A 17,950-nucleotide genomic window follows, 5' to 3' on the forward strand; every position below is an offset into this window, starting at 1 on the left:
AATTGCTCAAAAATGTTTAGGCATCAAGGTAAACACCGAACTTTAAAACATAACCTACAAATTGCAGCGGTTCTATCTTTCGTTGCGGGAATAGTGAATGTCGTTGGATTTTTAGCAATAACACAGCTCACCACTAACGTAACCGGACATTTTGCACTTTTTATTTATGACGTTGCCCATTTTGAATTTTGGAAAGGAACCGTTTATTTTCTTTACATATTCTCGTTTTTGGCAGGCTCATTTTCATCCAGTATCCTAATTGAAACATTTAAAGAAAATCAAAAACTCAACGTTTTTGTTTTACCAACCCTAATCGAATGTATCATATTAATTTCAGTTGCAGTTCTTGGCAGTTTTGTTCAATTGAAATATCCAAACTTAATTGCCTGTTTATTACTTTTTGCAATGGGTCTACAGAACGCTTATGTTACTAAAATTTCGAATGCTACGGTAAGAACCACACACCTTACTGGACTTTTCACCGATTTGGGAATCGACCTCTCCCATCTGTTTTTCTACAACACTGCGCTCCAAAGAAGCAAATTAAAGTCGGCCATTAAACTTCGTCTTTACATTATCTCATTCTTCTTTGGTGGTGGTTTAATAGGTGGTTTTCTGTACTCAAAACTAAATATGGAACTAAATACGCTAATTTTTGCGGCCGCAGTTCTGTTGATCAGTCTGTTTTATGATGAATTTAGGTTTTATATCATCCAAGCTAAAAGGAAACATCGCTAACAAAATCTCAGTCATTAAAACATTTAAATAAACAAGTGGTTTATCCATTATGGAAGATAGAGATTTAAACATCCAGCAAATAAGACCTCAGATTGATTTCGGAGAAATTCATCAACCTTTAGATCGGTTTCAGGAAGTGCTTAGACAAGTATTAAAATTCCAGAACGATATTTTAGTTCAGCTTTCTATCCACTTCTTAGAAAAGAAATACAAAAGTTTCGCTACACGTGATGAAACCATTAAAAAAGACCTTTTTTATCAAAGTTTAAAAAAAGATATACCTTTTAAAAAGGAACTCATTGGCGTTTTAAACGGATTGTTCACAAAACCAGAAATGGATTTTTACCTCGCAAACCGACAAGAAATCAATAAACGTTTGGTAGAGTTTATTTATAAGCGATTGGTTGCGCAAATTCTTTAGCTATTTTGACTACTATCAACCTAGTTCTCTAAGTTTCGTGACGCGCAACCGGAGAACCATTCAAAGTACAATGTTATACTCTACGCTGAACAACCGTCAATCCCTCAAAAAAAACCTACTAACTAGCTGATATTAAAACGTAAATTGCAAAGTCCCATAAATTGCTCTTCCTTCTGAAGAGATTATACCTGGACCTGGAAATCCAATCGCTCTTCTTGTAAAGTACTTCTCATCTGTAAAATTATTTATAGACATGGAAAGTTTCCACTTCTTAAACTTATAACTCGTAGTAAAATCAAAAGCATGATAAGCTGGGATTAATCCCACGCTCCCATCGCTAGATGAAAATGCATTTGTGGCATCAGAAAACTGTGCATCTGTATACGAATACTGGATGGTACCACTCAGCGCTCCGAATAAATAGTCGATACCGAAACGATCAATCCAAGGTGCTGCATATTCTACTTGCTTACCTTCAAACTGCTTTCTATCGGCCGGGATGTTGATATAACTCGCGTTTGTATACGCCACTGATCCATAAATAGAAACTTTATCTTCGGTGTATTTTAAACTGGGGATAAGATGTAACAAATTAATTTCTGCGTAAAGCTCTGTTCCAAAGCTTCGGGAATCACTAATATTTGTTTTGTACTGATAAATCTCGCCACCGCCATCGCTCTGTAAGAGTGTCCCAACCCTATTTTTGTAGAGCATATAAAATCCGCTTACATCGAAATTCACAAGGTTACCAAACCGTCCGCGATAGCCTAAGTCTACGTTATACCCTTTTACATCTTTTAGGTTAGGATCTATCCGAGTGGCAGGCTGTATAATTACGATATCACTAAAATTCACAGGGCTAAAATTCTGTGAAAAATTGGCATACGCGTTTGTTTTGTTTGTTATCTGATAGGCCAGGCCCAAACCAAATAACGGGAATGATCGATTTACGCTTTCATTACCGAATACTTGTTGTGTTATCGAGGTGTCTGGCCTTGTATAACCTTTAGCATTGGTTTCTAAAAATTCGAAACGCACACCGGGAGTTACAGAAAATTTATCCGTTACCTGAAAAATATTCTCGGCAAAGGCGGCTAAATTATATGATGGAAAACGATAATCTATCTGCAATTCATCACCGTTTCTGGTGGTAAAATCAGCATTAGAACCTGTGTAGTTATAACCTTGGATACGGTGTGTGTTTCCGTGGTAAAAACGCAGGCCACCAACCAAAGAAGATTTTAAATTTTCAACCAATTGATAATGGTGGATATATCGCGATTCTACAAAATAGTTTCGGTATTCGTCGTTCATTACAATACGAGGTTGCGAAGCATCATCTGGAAAGATAATTGGATTTAAATTACCCACATTTTTACGTGTTGCAATTAACGCATAGGTTTTAACACTTAAAAAATTGTTGCTGTCTATGGTATAATCTAAACTCAACGCTGGGATATTCCAGTTTGCAGCAAACCAGTTTCTACTACGCGTAGATTGCCTTGCATCTTGCTTAAATTGAATATCTGTTAACCCTCCAGGCTGTTTCATCTGATAATCCATAAAAGTATAATCAAAACCTAAAGTCAGTTTTTTAGAGAGTGCGTATTGAAGCGAAGCGTAACCGTTATGAATATCAAAACCTGTATTTTTTCGCCAACCGTCACTGCGTTTATAATTATAAAAACCGTAATAATTCAGATTTTTCTGCTGCCCGCCGATGCTATTGAAAGAGTTAAAAAAACCGTAACTACCTGCCGTTTGCTTAGTCACCAGCTCAAAAGGTTTGCTTGTTGAACCTTTTTTCATGTTAAAGTTTAGCAAACCGCCAAACTGGGTCCCAAACTGTAAGCCTGCTGCCCCTCTAATAATTTCAATGCTTTCCACGCCATCTGTTGGCGGTGTATAATAGTTTTCGGGATAACCAATGGGGTCTGCACTAATATCATATCCGTTTTGGCGGGAGTTGAACGCTGTAGTTCTGTTTGGATTTAATCCTCTGGTACCAATACTCAACTGAACCCCTGCATCATCATTTTCGATGATATTTACACCTGCTATTTTGGCGTAAATTTGCCTAGTGCTGTTAATTGCTGTATTGGCTGGTTTTGAACTGAGTAAAATGAGTTCGTTTTTTTTTCCTTCGTATATGGTAGTACCTTTTGTTTTTGTTTGTGAAGTAACACTAAAAGGATCTTTTACACCTTTGACGGTTACACCATCTAACTGGTATATAGATTCTTGCAATAAAAAAGTCCGACTACCTTCATTTGCAACAATATCCCAACTAAACGCTTGCGTTTTATAACCATCTGCAGAAATAATTCCTTTATATTTCCCTCTCTCAATACCTAAACTAAAAACGCCGTTGATATCACTGGTGTAGTTTCTATCGCCATTAAGGTATAATCTCGCAAAAGGAATGGCTTGCTTACTTATAGAATCTTTGGCAAAGATGCTTACTGGTATTTGTTGTGCAATTGCATCTAACGCTAAAAAAAAGCTAAAAAGAAGTACAGCAAAACTTTTATAAATCAATCTATTTTTGGAATTCATGATCTGTTGATTCTGGCATTATCCAATATTTGGGTGCAAAGCTATCTTTTTGATTTGCTAAATCTATATCTGGATCAATAAAAGTTTGACCGGCTTTAGCATTTAATGATGCGTAAGCATCTGCATACACTGCTACAGAATGCTTCAGTTGATCTTGATACTTTGCTGCCAAAAAGTGCGCATACTGTAAAATCATATCTGGCTGTGTACTCATCATCCGTTCTTGCAAAGGCGTTAGATATTTTTTTGGGTATTCAATAAATCGCTCGCCCGTTTCCTTATCCTCCACATAAAAATAGATAACTGCATCTTTTTCCATCAGCATTACATTCCAAGCGTAACGGTAACCCTGTTCTGTCCACATTACGTTTCCTTTATACATCAAATAACGTAAAGGCATTAAAAATTGCCATAAAAAGTAGACAATAAATAAGCCACTGAATACTTCTTTATGCCCAGTAAATGTGTAAACCGCTTTTTCTGGATTGTGTTTTGGCTGTAGCCAGAAGAAATATTTTTCTAAAAACCGTCTGTGAAAAGCCGAAGAAAAAAACACCAAAGCTACGCCAATCATCACGATCGGAAAAACACCGATATAAAACAACCAAAAAGTCACTAAATGAAAAAACACAATTAAAGCGTATTCAAATGGTCGGGTTTTTTTATTGAGCAATAGAAACGGGGCGCTGATATCAAAAAACATTCCTCCCCAACTAAAAACATACGCGGTAAAAGGCATCGACAAAAATTTGCCTACCCAAGGGATATTTTGGCAAGTTAACAACCATGTTTTTAAAGGTTGTGCCATAATTAACCAATCGTACTTAATTTTAGAAACACCAGCAAAAAAATAAACTAAACCTATTTGCAGTCGTAATATAGATAATGTCCAACGAGGAACGGTTGCCGGCTGTTGCCATTTTTTAGCATCTAAACTAAAGCTTACGTTCATGGGCAAAAAAATCATGGCGAAAGCCAATAGCGTAATTAGATAGTAATGGTTCAAGTAGTTGCTTAAATCCAGCAATTCGGTGTAAGAGAAAAGAAAGAAAAATACGACGATTGCAAAACGATAATATTTACCAACAATAATAAATACCAAACTGATGACCATCAATACCCAAGGTAAATACATCCAATTGCCAGGCAATGCTTGCACCCAATGAAACCCAAAATATTTAAAAAAGAATTTAGGCTGAATGTAAAACAGATCGACCCAACCTTTTGATAAAAAGCGGACCTGACTAAAAAGCATGATACAACCAAACAGTATCCTAAAAAATGCCAACGATGCGGCGTCAATAGGTTCGCTCAGTTTATTTTTTAAAGCTGAAAAGTAATAACCCGAGGTTTTAACCGATGCTTTTTCCACCTTAAATTTTAGTCGCCATCTGTATCAGAAAAAGTGATGGTGACCCCTAAATTGTTTGCAACATCTACTTTTAAATAAGCAATTAAGGTTTTTAAGGAGTTGAAAACATCTTGTACTTGTTGTTTATTATTATTTACGGCGCTAGCATACGGAGAATTGACGGCATCTATTTTGGCAATCACCTCGTCAAACTGAGCACCCACTACCACAGAAAGATTTTTACCATCTTTCTGTGCTTTTACATAGTCCAGTAAGTCATCTATCCCCTGCCCCGAACCGCCATTGAAAACGCTTTTCATTACTAAAACATTTGCTCGCATAACTTCCAAAGACTGCTCTGCAAGTGTATATTCAATAATGTCTGGGTGCGATTTATTGTCGTTCACCTTCACTCCAATACCAATTGGGTTGGCCACTTTCATGTTTTTTATTTCATCTAAATAAAGTGCAATGCCATTTACTGTTTGGCTTAAAGAACTACTTACATCATTCCCCTTAGCATTGATAAATGAAGTAAAATAACCCTTTGTCCAAGCGTTATTTAGGTTAGTTGCTTGCGCCACTAATTCAGTAGATACACTATTTAAAAAAGCCTTTCTAGCAACAGCGTCTGTTGCGGTGGTATATTTAACTAGCACCTCAGCATCTCCATTTTTATCGAATAAAAGATATTCCAATCCTTTTAAACCTTTAGTATCGGCCCCAACACCCGTAGCACCTATTTGATTGGCAACTGCTGTCTCCATTTTTACGGGCTTTGCAGGCCAAGTATCAATATTGGCTGCGATTAGCTCAGTTTGCATGGGTCCAAAATTGAAAGGTGCTACTTTAGCCCAGTTTTGTGATAAGATCTTAAAATAATCTTGTGCTGCTTTTAAAGTTGCAAACGTTGGATTGCCCGTAAAGTTTTCAACGATTACCAAGTTTTCTTTGGTGTTTCCTTGGAATGAAGTTATATCGGAAAGCAAAATCTGATTCGCTATATTTTCTAACATTACCGCCTGATCATAAGTACCAAACAGGTTTTCGTTATTATTCTTTGGACTTTTAGAGCAGGCCACCAAAATCAACATCATCCAAAATATGGCAACAAACTTACTTTTCACTTTTATCATTCTACTTTTATAAATCATTAACAAATTTAATTACTGCATCACGGTCTGTTGCAGAGAGCTTCATAAAAGCCTTTTTAGAATTATCTGCTTCTCCTCCATGCCATAAAATTGCTTCTTCAATAGACCTGGCTCTACCATCATGCATCAAAAATAAACCTTGGGTTTTATTAACTAAATTAGCCAAACCAATTCCCCATAATGGTGGTGTACGCCATTCTGTTCCGGTTGCTAAATAATCCGGACGATTATCTGCCAAATCTATTCCCATATCATGTAATAACAAATCGGTATAAGGATGAATTATTTGATTAGACAACAAAGGCAGTTTTGCAAAATTGCTGGTCTTTATCTGAGGGATATGGCATTTACCGCAAGAAATATCCAAAAATAGTTGCTTTCCCCTTTTCACGGTTGCATCTGTCCAGTTTCTACGCTGTGGAACGGCTAAAGCTTCGGTATAAAAAACTGTATGTGTAAAAAAAGGCTCGGGCAATTCCACCTCGCCAGGTGCATTACTTCCGGTTGCCAAACCTCCATACAGATCAAACTGTTTTCCGGAAAGGTTTTCTTTTGTGAATATTGGCGATGTAATGCCCATATCACCACTTAACGCACCCGCAACTTGCTGGCGCACACTTGGCTCGTTGGCTTTCCAGCCAAAACGACCTAGAACAGTTTTATTATTTTCATAATCCCAAACATAATTTGCCCTGCCCGAAATCCCATCTTTGTTTTTATCATTTTCATCTACAAAAGAAAGAATGGTGCTTTCAGAAATCGCTTCTAATAAGCCCATCCCAACAACCTGTGGTGCAATACGTGGCGAAAACAGAAAGTTAATTGGGTGTCCGCCTCTTAAATTCTCAAACCTATATTTAGGAACTCGCAGGGTAACGCTGGTTCCATCGGCGTAAGCAATAACTTTATCAGTATAGTCTACAAAAACATTTCCATCTGGCTCAGCATTTATGGTAGACCTGTTTCTAAACTGTAAACCTAAATCTGGCACTGGTTTAGGACCGCCATGCTCATCATTTCCCGCTATGCTTAAGCGGATTAAAACAGAACTTAACTGCTCATCGGAAGAAAAAGGCGTACGCCCCCTACCATCTTCTATATGGCAACTATTACAAGAAATTGCGTTAAATAAAGGTCCAACACCGTCAACTGCATTTGTAGATGCGGGCGCTGTAACCCAACTGGTATGAAAAAAGGAACGTCCAACTTTAAAGTTTAAAACATCGGCAGTTAACATTGATGGGATAGGCTGTGCAAACGAGTTACTATTTTGCATGTTAATAGTTCCGTTTTCTCCGCCCTGTAACGCTTCGTTTTTTTGGATTAAATCGTCTGCGCTACTGTCTTTTTTGCAGGCAGGCAGATAAATGCTAACTACAATAAAAGCGAAAATGATAAAAACTACTAAACTCTTATTACTGAATGGTTTCAAGCTTTTAAATTTACTTTATTATTTTAGGGTGCAAATTTGCGATAAATAGCTGTGTATTGTACACAAATATTTAAAAACACAAAAACAACGGTAAAGTTTTACCGTTGCTCCCGTTGTTATATATATTGTAATTAATTCTCATCAGGTATATTTACCTGACTTAATTTTAAATCTTTCGCAATTTGCGAAACCCAATCTGCAACGGCACTTACATCAAGCACAGCGGTATTTACAATTTGATTTCCAGACGCATTACCCGCTTGTATCAATAAATCAAACGGCTTATTGTCGTTAATAACTTTTAAGCTAGCTTGGGCTTTGGTAAGTAATGTCCTCATTTTAGCGTCATCGGTTTCATTAAATGATTTTACATAATCACTTATACCCAAACCACTAATTACCGTTCCGTTTGTACGGGTATATTTTCCGGTGTAAGCATTTACCATTCCTTGCATATCCAGCACTAAATCTCGGTGTGTATTATCGCTAAAACATGAATGTTCTTGCTCCTGAGCATTTAAAGTTAATGGCACAAACATTCTTTCGCCAGCTAACTCTCCTTTTGCCAACCTTCCAATACCATTAAACATATTTGCAATTGCCGCAGCATTATTGCTTTCAAAAGTTTTTCTGTAATTATTGGTATTAGGCTTCCATTCATCAACCAAAGTTTTTAAATTATTTACTAAAAGTTGTGTTACTGCCGTTAAATAAGTGGCTCTTCTATCTCCGTTTGGCGCAGTCGCTTCTGCAGTTATCAAATAATCTTTATATGATCTTTGACCAGCTTTTTTGTCAGCGGCAGGCGTATTGTCTTGTCCCCACAATAAGAATTCAATAGCGTGGTAACCCGCAGAAACCGAAACATCATCGCCATTGCCATTTACCGTACCACCGTCTGGCTGATTGTTATTTACCAAAAAGTCGATATCGATTGTTGGATACGTTGTTTTCTTGTTGATAATCCCAAAACTTGTATTGAAAGTGGGATAAGCCGAATGACTGTGAGAGTCTCCTGCTAAGTAATCTATATAACCTTCGTCTAAAGGCCAAGAGTTCAATAAACCATCGCCGTTGTCTTCATCAATTGGACCACCATAAAAACGGGCAAATTCTGTTTGCATATAAGGTTCGCGAGCGGCTAGCCAAGCGTTTTTCGCATCAGTCAGTTTTTGCTCAGACGGCGCAGCTAAAAACGCCTGTATCTTGGTTTGCATATTAACAGCAGCATCATAAGAATCCTGGTAACCTGCATATAAAATAGCTGAATAATTTTGAACAATTTGAGATTGTTGGTCTGCCGAGAGACCTTTACCTGCGTTGTCTGATTTTTTACAGGCCCCAAATATTAGAGCAACCGAGAATGCTGCAACTATAGTTTTTTTCATATTTAAATTTTGTGAGTATGGTCACAAATGTAAAATATTATTTAGATTAAATCCAAATAAAAGAAGAAACGAAAAGTTACATCATGGAACATACCGCCGAAAACCGCCTGAGACAACAAAAAAACAGCTATTTTTTGATATTATTTTCTCTTGCAAAATTTATAGATCTTATTAAACGTGGAAGGTTGTGGATGCTACCCTTATACTATTTCGATCGTATCGCTTCTACAGGATCTAGTCTCGCTGCCGAAAAAGCAGGCCAAAACCCGGAAATCACACCAATGATTACAGAAATACTTATTCCCCTAACAACGTTGCCAGCGTCTAAAACAATCTTTAAATCAAAACCATAAGTCGCAATCAATGTCCCCAAATAAACAATCGCTAAACCTATCAACCCGCCAATAATACATAGCGCAATGGCTTCAAATAAAAACTGCATTAAAATAAAGTAATTCTTAGCACCCAAAGATTTTTGGATCCCTATGATATTGGTCCGTTCTTTTACAGATACGAACATAATATTGGCAATACCAAAACCACCCACCAAAATGGAAAAACCACCAATAATCCAACCGGCAACATCAACAATGCCAAAAAGCTGATCTAATTGATCGGATAAAACAGTGGTTTTGTTCAGTGCAAAATTATCCTCATCAACAGGTCTAATTCGTCTAATCGACCGCATTAAACCTCTTAATTCACTTTCTACATCCGCTACGCTATAAATTTCTTTCCCTCTTACAGTAATCTGCGGACCGTATCTTTCGCTTTGTACATCAACTAAATTCTTGGCAAAATTTAACGGAATCAACAAGGTTTTATCAGACGAAGTCCCCAATAAGTCCTCCCCTTCGCGTAAAAAAACACCTATAACAGTCACGTTACGCCCCATTACTTTTACGGCTTTACCCGTAGCAACCTGGTTTGGAAAAAGCCCCTCAGCCAAATCTGCACCTATCAAACAAACCGGCGATCCACTTTTAGATTCATTATCAGTAAAATACCTTCCCTCAGATAAATCAAAATTTGAGGTTTTATCATAATCATGTGAAGCCGCAGAAATTTGTGCGCCCTCAATACTATTGCTCCGGTATTTTAAGGTACGGTTTGGCAAACTAATCTGATAAGATATACCTTGCACCGTAGTCACCCGCCCTTTTAAAGCTTCATAATCTCTCAACGTTGGTTCTGGCCGTTGCATATATTTCCACCAAGGGTAATCTCCAAAACCGCCCCAAGGCCATTTCTGTATATAAACCGTTTTACTCCCCAACTTATCTACGCTTGTTTGCAGATTGCCTCTAAACGTATCTACTGCAGCAAAAACTGTAATAATGGTAAAAATGCCAATTGTAATACCTAATAACGAAAGAAATGTGCGTGTTCGGTTTTGCCGAAGTGCATCAAAAGCAAAAATAAAGCTTTCTTTGAAGAGTTTTAAAAATAGCATATTATTGGTTTGACGCTTTTTGCAAAGAATAGTTACAATATCCGTAATTATTTTTAAGCAAAAAAGTATTTAACATTTATCAAAAGTATTGGGGCATTTCCAGCAGAAAAAGCTGGTCACGCTTTTCGCTATATCTTTTTTCACCCCTCAACTCAGCCCACAACCACAAAAAAAGGATAATGCTACAATCGTTAATGCAAATCCCCCTATCAAAAAATTAACCATTAAATAAATCCGAGTTTCGTAGCTGATAAAAACACCAAGCTTAAGAAAAAAAAGCTCCAGATGAACCGAAAGCGCATCGTTTTAATTTCTCTGTAACCAATAAACAATTATAAAAAACCAACTTCAAAGGAAAAAGGAAAAGAAAAAAAGCCCCCAGCTCTGTGCTCTCCGCGTCCTCCGTGGTTAAAAAAAACAACTTCGAATTGGTTGGTGATAACACCACAAAGAACCCTCCCCCCCAGCTCTGTGCTCTCCACGTCCTCAGTGGTTAAAAAAAACCATCTTTTCATAACCCAAAAACCGCTATACTTTCTGTAAAAAACTCAGTTCACGCTGTGGTTATCTCAAGCTCATAAACACCCCAAAAGTCACCTAAATACCATTATAACAACTAATTAAATATTTGAAGATATTTTTCTTAAATTTGCGCTCCAAATTATTGTTTAATATATGAAGTTATCACAGTTTAAATTCAATTTACCAGAGTCTCTAATCGCCCATACACCATCTGAAAGTCGTGACGAATCACGTTTAATGGTTTTAGACAAAAAAACAGGTAAAATAGAACACAAGATTTTCAAAGACGTTCTTGGCTATTTTGAAGAGAAAGATGTGATGATCTTAAACAACACCAAAGTTTTCCCTGCCCGGTTATATGGAAACAAGGAAAAAACGGGTGCTACCATCGAAGTTTTCTTGTTAAGAGAATTAAACAAAGAACTTAGGTTATGGGATGTTTTGGTTGATCCAGCTCGTAAAATCAGAGTAGGCAATAAACTTTATTTTGGCGACGATGATTTATTAGTTGCAGAAGTAGTTGACAATACCACATCAAGAGGCCGTACCATCCGTTTCCTTTTCGACGGAACAGATGAAGAGTTCAGACAAAACATTGAAATCTTAGGCGAAACTCCACTTCCAAAATACATTAACCGCAAACCTACCGCAGAAGATAAAGAACGCTACCAAACCATTTTTGCTAAAAATGAAGGTGCCGTTGCTGCGCCAACTGCAGGTTTACACTTTAGCCGCGAGCTATTAAAAAGATTAGAGTTAAAAGGTGTTGAATTTGCAGAAGTAACATTACACGTTGGTTTAGGAACCTTCCGCCAGGTAGAGGTTGAAGATTTGACCAAACACAAAATGGACTCTGAGCAGATTATTATTGAGCAATCAGCCGCGAATATCGTAAACAAAGCAAACGAAGAAAAAAGAAGAGTTTGTGCAGTAGGTACAACAGCAATGAGAACCATTGAATCTGCTGTTTCTGCAAACCACATGTTAAAACCAATCAATGATTGGACTTCTAAGTTCATTTTCCCTCCTTACGAGTTTAGTATAGCAAACAGCATGATTACTAATTTCCATACGCCAGAATCAACATTATTGATGATGGTTGCTGCATTTGGAGGTTACGATTATGTGATGAAAGCGTACGAAGAAGCAGTAAAAGAAAAATACAGATTTTACAGCTATGGCGATGCCATGTTGATCATCTAAAAAACAAAAAAAAGACCGAAAATTTCGGTCTTTTTTGCTTAATCGCTTTTGTATGAGTAATCATTCTTTTTATGCAATTATAGTTGCCGGCGGTAGCGGAACCAGAATGGGTAGCGACATCCCGAAACAGTTTTTAGAACTGAACGGGAAACCTGTTCTAATGCACACCATTACTGCATTTCAGCAAAACAAACACCATCCTCATATTATTCTAGTTTTGGCTTCGACCCACCTAGAACGCTGGGCAGAGCTGAAAAAGAAACATAATTTCGATATTCCTCATCAAATTATTTTTGGAGGAGCAGAAAGATTTAATTCCGTAAAAAACGGAATAAGTTTAATCCAGCAAAAAAATTCTATTGTAGCTATACATGATGCTGTTCGTCCATTAGTTTCGCAAAACACCATTAACAATTGTTTTCAAACAGCAATAGAAAGAGGGAACGCTATCGCAGCTGTACCGGCAAAAGATTCTGTACGTAAACTCAAAAATGGAAAATCAGAAGCTTTACAACGCAGCGAAATCTATTTGGTACAAACCCCGCAAACATTCCAGATTGAGCAGCTAACCGCTGCATATCAACAAAATTTTGATCCTTTTTTCACTGATGATGCTTCTGTTGTAGACAAAGCAGGCTTCCGAATCAACCTAGAAAAAGGCGACGAGTTTAACTTTAAAATTACGTTTAAAGAAGATTTAAAACTGGCAGAAACCATCTTGAAAATGCAAGATTAATATCGCAGGATATCATTTAAAGTAGCGATTGCCAATTCAAGTTCTTTTTTATCTATTTTTCCAGCTCGTTTAACCAGGCGGTCTTTAGATATTGAACGGATATGAAAAATCATCAACTCCGAAACCTCTTGCAAACCATTATCTGCACCAGGAGGTATAATAGGATTCCCTCTATAATTTTTAATTTTGGTAGTAAGGGGCGCAGTAATTACAACTTGCAGGTGCTGGTTGAGCATGTTGCCACTCAGAATCACAACCGGACGGTAACCGGCTTGTTCACTTCCCTTTGTTGGATCTAAACTGGCATACCAGATTTCCCCCTGTTTCAATCTTTAAGCTGTTTAAAATATTCTTCCATGCCTTCTTCTGCCATAACCAAAATATCATCGTCATCTCCGGCATTCCTGTATGATTTTACATATTCTGCTTTATTAAGCTGATCTAAATAAATTTCCAATGCTTTTTCTATCAGCTTATTTTTAGGAAGCTTTAACGCTTTTGCCTTATCGGAAAGCATTTTCATTAAATCATCGGGAAGTGTACTGGTAAAAGTTATCATAACAATCGCTTTAGTCTATACGAATTTACAATTTATATTTATAAATCATAAATATAAAAAGCAAAACACCATTGGTATTTTGCTTTCTATGTCCGAATTAATTAATCTGACTAAGCGCCTCTTATTACTCTTAATAAGATTGCTATAATTGCAATAACTAAAAGAATGTGGATTAAGCCTCCTCCAAAAGGAGATACAAAAGCTCCTAAAATCCAAATTATAATTAAAACAACTGCAATTAAATAAAGTAAATTTCCCATGATCGATTTTTTTTATAAGGTTTAACAATAATATATATGTTAGAACTTATCTAAAAGTAGACCAATTGACATAAATCAGACAAAAACAACCTTAAACCGCTTTTTAGGTAAGGTTGACTAAAAATGAGTTGTATAAAATTTAATACAAAAAAAAGACTCAAATATTTGAGTCTTTCTTTTTAGTATTCATCTTCGTTAAAGAAGAAGTCATCCTTGGTTGGATAATCTGGCCAAATTTCTTCAATGTTTTCATAAGGCTCACCGTCATCTTCCAGTGCTTGTAAGTTTTCTATAACTTCTACCGGTGCACCAGAGCGAATTCCGTAATCAATTAATTCGTCTTTGGTTGCTGGCCAAGGAGCATCTTCAAGATGTGATGCTAATTCTAATGTCCAATACATAATCTTAGAATTTGTGTTTTAATGATTTGCAAAACTAAATTAAAATTTAAGGTTTACTAAAAAAGTTATCAACATTCTTTAAATCCTCGGAATCCAGGTATTCTCCTCGTTTTTATTGTTAAAAACTACCTTCCGGCTTAAAGTAAATAAATAATCAGACAAACGGTTTAAATAAATAATTACCTTTTCATCTACAAACTCTGATTCTGCCAAGTGTACAGCTAGTCTTTCCGCTCGTCTGCACACACACCTTGCAACGTGGCAATAAGATGCGGTTGTGTTACCTCCAGGTAAAATGAAGTGTTTTAAAGGTGATAGAAAAGTATTCATCTCATCCATCTGCTTTTCAAGCAATTCAATATCAGTCTCTAATAAATCAGGGATTTTCATTCTTGATTTTTCTGGGTCGGATGCTAAAGTTGAACCTACCGTAAACAACCTATCTTGGATTTCTTTCAAAATTTCTTTATCCTCCGCTAAAATATCTTGATCTTTTATCAAACCGATGTACGAATTAAGTTCATCCACTGTTCCGTAACTTTCTATTCGTAAATGATGTTTTGGCACTCTTGTACCCCCTATTAAAGAAGTGTATCCTTTATCGCCTGTTTTAGTATATATTTTCATAAAATGATTGATTCCTTTTCTGCTCTAAACAGATTAACAACAATGCTAACAAGATAATCGAAAAATTGTTCAACAAAAAAAGGTAAGCTAAAAAAACTCACCTTTTTGTCGGATACATCGAAATCTATAAATTCTGCATTTTTGAATGCACCGTCCTTATATCTGTGTTCTGATAATCTTCTTCAATAAGCCCATCTCTCATTCTTACAATCCGGTGAGCGTGTTGTGCAATATCTTCTTCGTGGGTTACAATAATAATCGTATTTCCTTTGGCATGAATATCCTCGATTAAACCCATAATTTCTATAGAAGTCTTGGTATCCAAGTTCCCTGTGGGTTCATCGGCCAAGATAATAGACGGATTGTTGATCAAAGCTCTGGCAACGGCCACCCTTTGTCGCTGTCCTCCAGAAAGTTCGTTAGGCTTGTGGTGTACCCTATTTCCGAGTCCAACGTTTTCTAAAGCTTGAATTGCTCTTTCATCGCGTTCTTTTCTTTTGATGCCTGCATAAATTAAAGGCAAGGCCACATTATCTTGTGCGGAAGAACGCGGTAATAAGTTAAAAGTTTGAAAAACGAAACCAATTTCTTTGTTTCTAACTTCCGCTAGCTCGCTATCTGTCATCTGGCTAACATTAATGCCATTCAAAACATACTCGCCTTTGGTAGGTGTATCTAAACAGCCTAACAAGTTCATCAAAGTAGATTTTCCTGAACCTGAAGGCCCCATTAAAGCAACAAACTCTCCTTTATTTATAGTTAAAGAAACAGATTTTAGGGCATGGATAACCTCAGCACCTATAACGTACTTACGCCCTAAATCTGTAATCGTAATTAATGGTTGCATTTTTCCTTTTCTATTCAGACGGTTAGAAACCGATTTTGTTACGCTAAAGCAATAACTATTTCTGAATTACTTTTGAAACTTTGATGTACTCCTCGTTTCTTAAAGGTGCGTTTTTCAGCGCTTCGTCACGAGTAAGTTCTTGAATTACAACGTCGGGGCGCAAAACGTTTACAGCCTCGTTCATGTAAATTAAAGGTTTAACGCCAGAAGTATCCAATTCATTCAGCTTTTCCATAAAGCTCAAAATCTCACTTAATTCTTCAATCGACCTGTCTTTCTCTGCTTCCGTTAATTCTAACCTAGCTAAATGAGCTATTTTATCTACCGTTTCTTTATCTATTTTCATTGTTCTATTTTAAAGAGTCCGTGGTCCACAGAGTTTGACTCGTTTTTTTAAATTACTCTTCAAAAACCACTATCCAATCCAAAAATATTTGTTGTCGCAAATACTTAACACGTACTAGCTATCATCCCAGACCTCGGGCTACCGACCCCTGGCTGCGGACTTAAACCTCATAGTCCAACTTCGATTTTATCTTTTCAAAAACCAAATCTCTTAAAAGTTCATCATCTTTAATACCGAAACCAGAGACATCAATGGGTTTGTGTACGCAAATATGCGAAACTCCGGGCTTGCATCCATATTTTATCCCATCATCCCACCAAATTTTCCAATTATCTTTTAAAGTTACCGGAATTATTGGAATCTGATGTTCGATTGCCAAGCGAAATGGCCCGTTTTTAAACTCATGCAAAACAGGTGGATACTCATCCCCAATCTTTCCCTCTGGAAAAATCACAGGTGACATTCCTTCTAAAATTCTTTCTGATGCTTTTTTAAACGCTCTAAAAGACGACATTTTACTTTCTCTGTTAACGGGGATATCTATCGTTTGAAAAAAAATTCGGGTTACTGGATTTTTAAGCAATGATTCTTTTCCTAAAAAAAAGAAATTGCCTTTAGCAACTAAGCTCATGGCAAAAATATCAAGATTTGAAGCGTGATTTGGACAAATGATATAAGTTTTGTTCCAATCTATAACTTCCTCGTAATCAATTTTGTAAAAAACACCTGTTAACATCGACGGGATAAATGCACATATTTTTCTAAAAAAATTAAGCTGCGGATAGGTGTTTTTTCGTCTCGAAAGAAAATAAACAAATGGGAAAGTCAGTACAAAAATCACAGCTACCATTGCTAGGTGCCAGTACCTCATCATCTGCCTTAAAATTTGTCTCATCGCTCTCAAAATTATAAATTTTCTGTACTTTCGTCGCATTATGGAAACTGTTGTTAGCGGAATTAGATCTACAGGTAAGTTACACCTTGGAAATTATTATGGTGCAGTGCGAAATTTTGTGCAGATGCAAAATGAACATAACTGCTTTTTCTTTATTGCTGATTATCATTCATTAACTACCCACCCAACGCCAAGTGACTTACACGGTAACATTAAACAGGTTTTAGTTGAATACTTAGCTGCCGGTCTGGATCCAGAAAAAAGCACTTTGTACATCCAATCTGATGTTCCAGAAATCGCTGAACTGTATTTATACATGAATATGAATGCTTATTTGGGCGAATTAGAGCGAGGCGCTTCTTTTAAAGATAAAATTAGAGCAAATCCAAATAATGTAAATGCAGGTTTGCTAACCTACCCCGTTTTAATGGCTGCGGATATTTTAATTCACCATGCTACTAAAGTGCCCGTAGGTAAAGATCAGGAACAGCATTTAGAAATGACCCGGACGTTTGGTAACCGCTTTAACAATTTGTATCAAACAGACTACTTTAAAGAACCTTTTGCGTTTAATTATTCCAAAGATTTGGTTAAAATCCCCGGGTTAGATGGCAAAGGAAAAATGGGAAAATCGGAAGGTGAAATGAATGCTGTTTACCTATCAGACAGTCCAGAAATTATCAGAAAAAAAGTAATGAAGGCCGTTACGGATGGCGGACCTACACAAGACAACCAAGAAAAGCCACAGGAAGTACAAAACTTGTTTGACCTGATGAGAGTGGTTTCCTCTACTGATACTTTATCACATTTTGAAGAGTTGTATAATAAAGCTCAAATTAGATACGGCGATTTTAAGAAGGCTTTGGCTGAGGATATGATCATTGCAACGCAACCAATCCGCGAGAAAATTGAGCATATATCTGCAGATACTGTATTATTACGCCAAGTTGCAAAGCATGGTGCTGCAAAGGCCAGAGAAAGTGCACAAAAAACCATTAAAGAAGTAAGAGAAATTATTGGTTTTAGAAATTTTTAGTAGCTTAATAAAATTAAAACCATTT

The 17,950-nt window shown here is 36.7% G+C and carries 19 protein-coding genes; 5 read left to right on the plus strand and 14 right to left on the minus strand.

Annotated elements, in window-relative coordinates; genetic code table 11:
- The first annotated feature begins 12 nt into the window (after nt 1-12).
- Both B176_RS0109925 and B176_RS0109930 read left to right on the plus strand, forming a co-directional pair.
- Nucleotides 13-738: a YoaK family protein gene (locus tag B176_RS0109925; RefSeq protein WP_017258655.1), complete on the plus strand. Its 726-nt coding sequence runs from the start codon at nt 13-15 to the stop codon at nt 736-738.
- 49 nt (nt 739-787) lie between these two features.
- Nucleotides 788-1,159 carry a hypothetical protein gene (locus B176_RS0109930; protein ID WP_017258656.1) on the plus strand — a complete coding sequence of 124 codons (372 nt, stop codon included), beginning with the start codon at nt 788-790 and terminating at the stop codon, nt 1,157-1,159.
- A gap of 132 nt (nt 1,160-1,291) precedes the next feature.
- On the opposite strand, the gene B176_RS19375 is transcribed toward B176_RS0109930, so the two are convergent.
- The 6 genes from B176_RS19375 to B176_RS0109960 form a co-directional block, all read right to left on the minus strand.
- Entirely contained in the window at nt 1,292-3,715 is a 2,424-nt protein-coding gene (locus B176_RS19375) for a TonB-dependent receptor domain-containing protein (protein ID WP_017258657.1), read from the minus strand.
- Nucleotides 3,699-5,087, minus strand: coding sequence for an HTTM domain-containing protein (locus B176_RS0109940; protein WP_017258658.1), 1,389 nt, complete (start codon nt 5,085-5,087; stop codon nt 3,699-3,701). Before B176_RS0109940 ends, B176_RS19375 begins: the two co-directional genes overlap by 17 nt.
- An 8-nt stretch (nt 5,088-5,095) precedes the next feature.
- A complete protein-coding gene (locus B176_RS0109945) occupies nt 5,096-6,202 on the minus strand; it encodes an imelysin family protein (protein WP_161603022.1) in 1,107 nt (368 codons plus the stop codon).
- A 7-nt stretch (nt 6,203-6,209) separates the two neighbouring features.
- Nucleotides 6,210-7,652: a di-heme oxidoreductase family protein gene (locus B176_RS0109950; RefSeq protein WP_017258660.1), complete on the minus strand. Its 1,443-nt coding sequence runs from the start codon at nt 7,650-7,652 to the stop codon at nt 6,210-6,212.
- Nucleotides 7,653-7,783: 131 nt separating this feature from the next.
- Nucleotides 7,784-9,040 carry an imelysin family protein gene (locus B176_RS19380; RefSeq protein ID WP_017258661.1) on the minus strand — a complete coding sequence of 419 codons (1,257 nt, stop codon included), beginning with the start codon at nt 9,038-9,040 and terminating at the stop codon, nt 7,784-7,786.
- A 205-nt stretch (nt 9,041-9,245) separates the two neighbouring features.
- Nucleotides 9,246-10,493, minus strand: a complete 1,248-nt coding sequence (locus B176_RS0109960) for an ABC transporter permease (protein ID WP_017258662.1) — start codon at nt 10,491-10,493, stop codon at nt 9,246-9,248.
- Nucleotides 10,494-11,168: 675 nt separating this feature from the next.
- On the opposite strand from B176_RS0109960, the gene queA reads away from it, so the two are divergent.
- Both queA and B176_RS0109975 read left to right on the plus strand, forming a co-directional pair.
- Nucleotides 11,169-12,218, plus strand: a complete 1,050-nt coding sequence (queA, locus tag B176_RS0109970) for a tRNA preQ1(34) S-adenosylmethionine ribosyltransferase-isomerase QueA (RefSeq protein ID WP_017258664.1) — start codon at nt 11,169-11,171, stop codon at nt 12,216-12,218.
- Between the two features lie 52 nt (nt 12,219-12,270).
- Nucleotides 12,271-12,954, plus strand: a complete 684-nt coding sequence (locus B176_RS0109975; protein ID WP_017258665.1) for a 2-C-methyl-D-erythritol 4-phosphate cytidylyltransferase — start codon at nt 12,271-12,273, stop codon at nt 12,952-12,954.
- On the opposite strand, the gene B176_RS0109980 is transcribed toward B176_RS0109975, so the two are convergent.
- The 8 genes from B176_RS0109980 to B176_RS0110015 all read right to left on the minus strand — a co-directional run bounded on the left by B176_RS0109980 (nt 12,951) and on the right by B176_RS0110015 (nt 16,889).
- Complete coding sequence (locus B176_RS0109980; RefSeq protein WP_017258666.1) at nt 12,951-13,283, minus strand: type II toxin-antitoxin system PemK/MazF family toxin; 333 nt, start codon at nt 13,281-13,283, stop codon at nt 12,951-12,953. The two genes, B176_RS0109975 and B176_RS0109980, sit on opposite strands and share 4 nt — an antisense overlap.
- On the minus strand, nt 13,280-13,513 hold the full coding sequence (locus tag B176_RS0109985; protein WP_017258667.1) for a ribbon-helix-helix domain-containing protein: 234 nt from the start codon (nt 13,511-13,513) through the stop codon (nt 13,280-13,282). Before B176_RS0109985 ends, B176_RS0109980 begins: the two co-directional genes overlap by 4 nt.
- Before the next feature lie 110 nt (nt 13,514-13,623).
- Entirely contained in the window at nt 13,624-13,773 is a 150-nt protein-coding gene (locus B176_RS20955; RefSeq protein ID WP_017258668.1) for a lmo0937 family membrane protein, read from the minus strand.
- 179 nt (nt 13,774-13,952) lie between these two features.
- Nucleotides 13,953-14,174: a DUF2795 domain-containing protein gene (locus B176_RS0109995; RefSeq protein WP_017258669.1), complete on the minus strand. Its 222-nt coding sequence runs from the start codon at nt 14,172-14,174 to the stop codon at nt 13,953-13,955.
- Between the two features lie 78 nt (nt 14,175-14,252).
- On the minus strand, nt 14,253-14,801 hold the full coding sequence (locus tag B176_RS0110000; RefSeq protein WP_017258670.1) for a cob(I)yrinic acid a,c-diamide adenosyltransferase: 549 nt from the start codon (nt 14,799-14,801) through the stop codon (nt 14,253-14,255).
- Nucleotides 14,802-14,925: 124 nt separating this feature from the next.
- Entirely contained in the window at nt 14,926-15,648 is a 723-nt protein-coding gene (locus B176_RS0110005; protein WP_017258671.1) for an ABC transporter ATP-binding protein, read from the minus strand.
- Between the two features lie 55 nt (nt 15,649-15,703).
- Nucleotides 15,704-15,994: an Asp-tRNA(Asn)/Glu-tRNA(Gln) amidotransferase subunit GatC gene (gene gatC, locus B176_RS0110010; protein ID WP_017258672.1), complete on the minus strand. Its 291-nt coding sequence runs from the start codon at nt 15,992-15,994 to the stop codon at nt 15,704-15,706.
- Between the two features lie 160 nt (nt 15,995-16,154).
- Nucleotides 16,155-16,889: a lysophospholipid acyltransferase family protein gene (locus tag B176_RS0110015; RefSeq protein ID WP_017258673.1), complete on the minus strand. Its 735-nt coding sequence runs from the start codon at nt 16,887-16,889 to the stop codon at nt 16,155-16,157.
- Nucleotides 16,890-16,929: 40 nt separating this feature from the next.
- Between B176_RS0110015 and trpS the strand changes: the two genes are divergently transcribed.
- A complete protein-coding gene (gene trpS / locus B176_RS0110020) occupies nt 16,930-17,925 on the plus strand; it encodes a tryptophan--tRNA ligase (protein ID WP_017258674.1) in 996 nt (331 codons plus the stop codon).
- Nucleotides 17,926-17,950: the final 25 nt, after the last annotated feature.

The sequence above is a fragment of the Pedobacter arcticus A12 genome (assembly GCF_000302595.1).
GTDB classification, from domain to species: Bacteria; Bacteroidota; Bacteroidia; order Sphingobacteriales; family Sphingobacteriaceae; genus Pseudopedobacter; species Pseudopedobacter arcticus.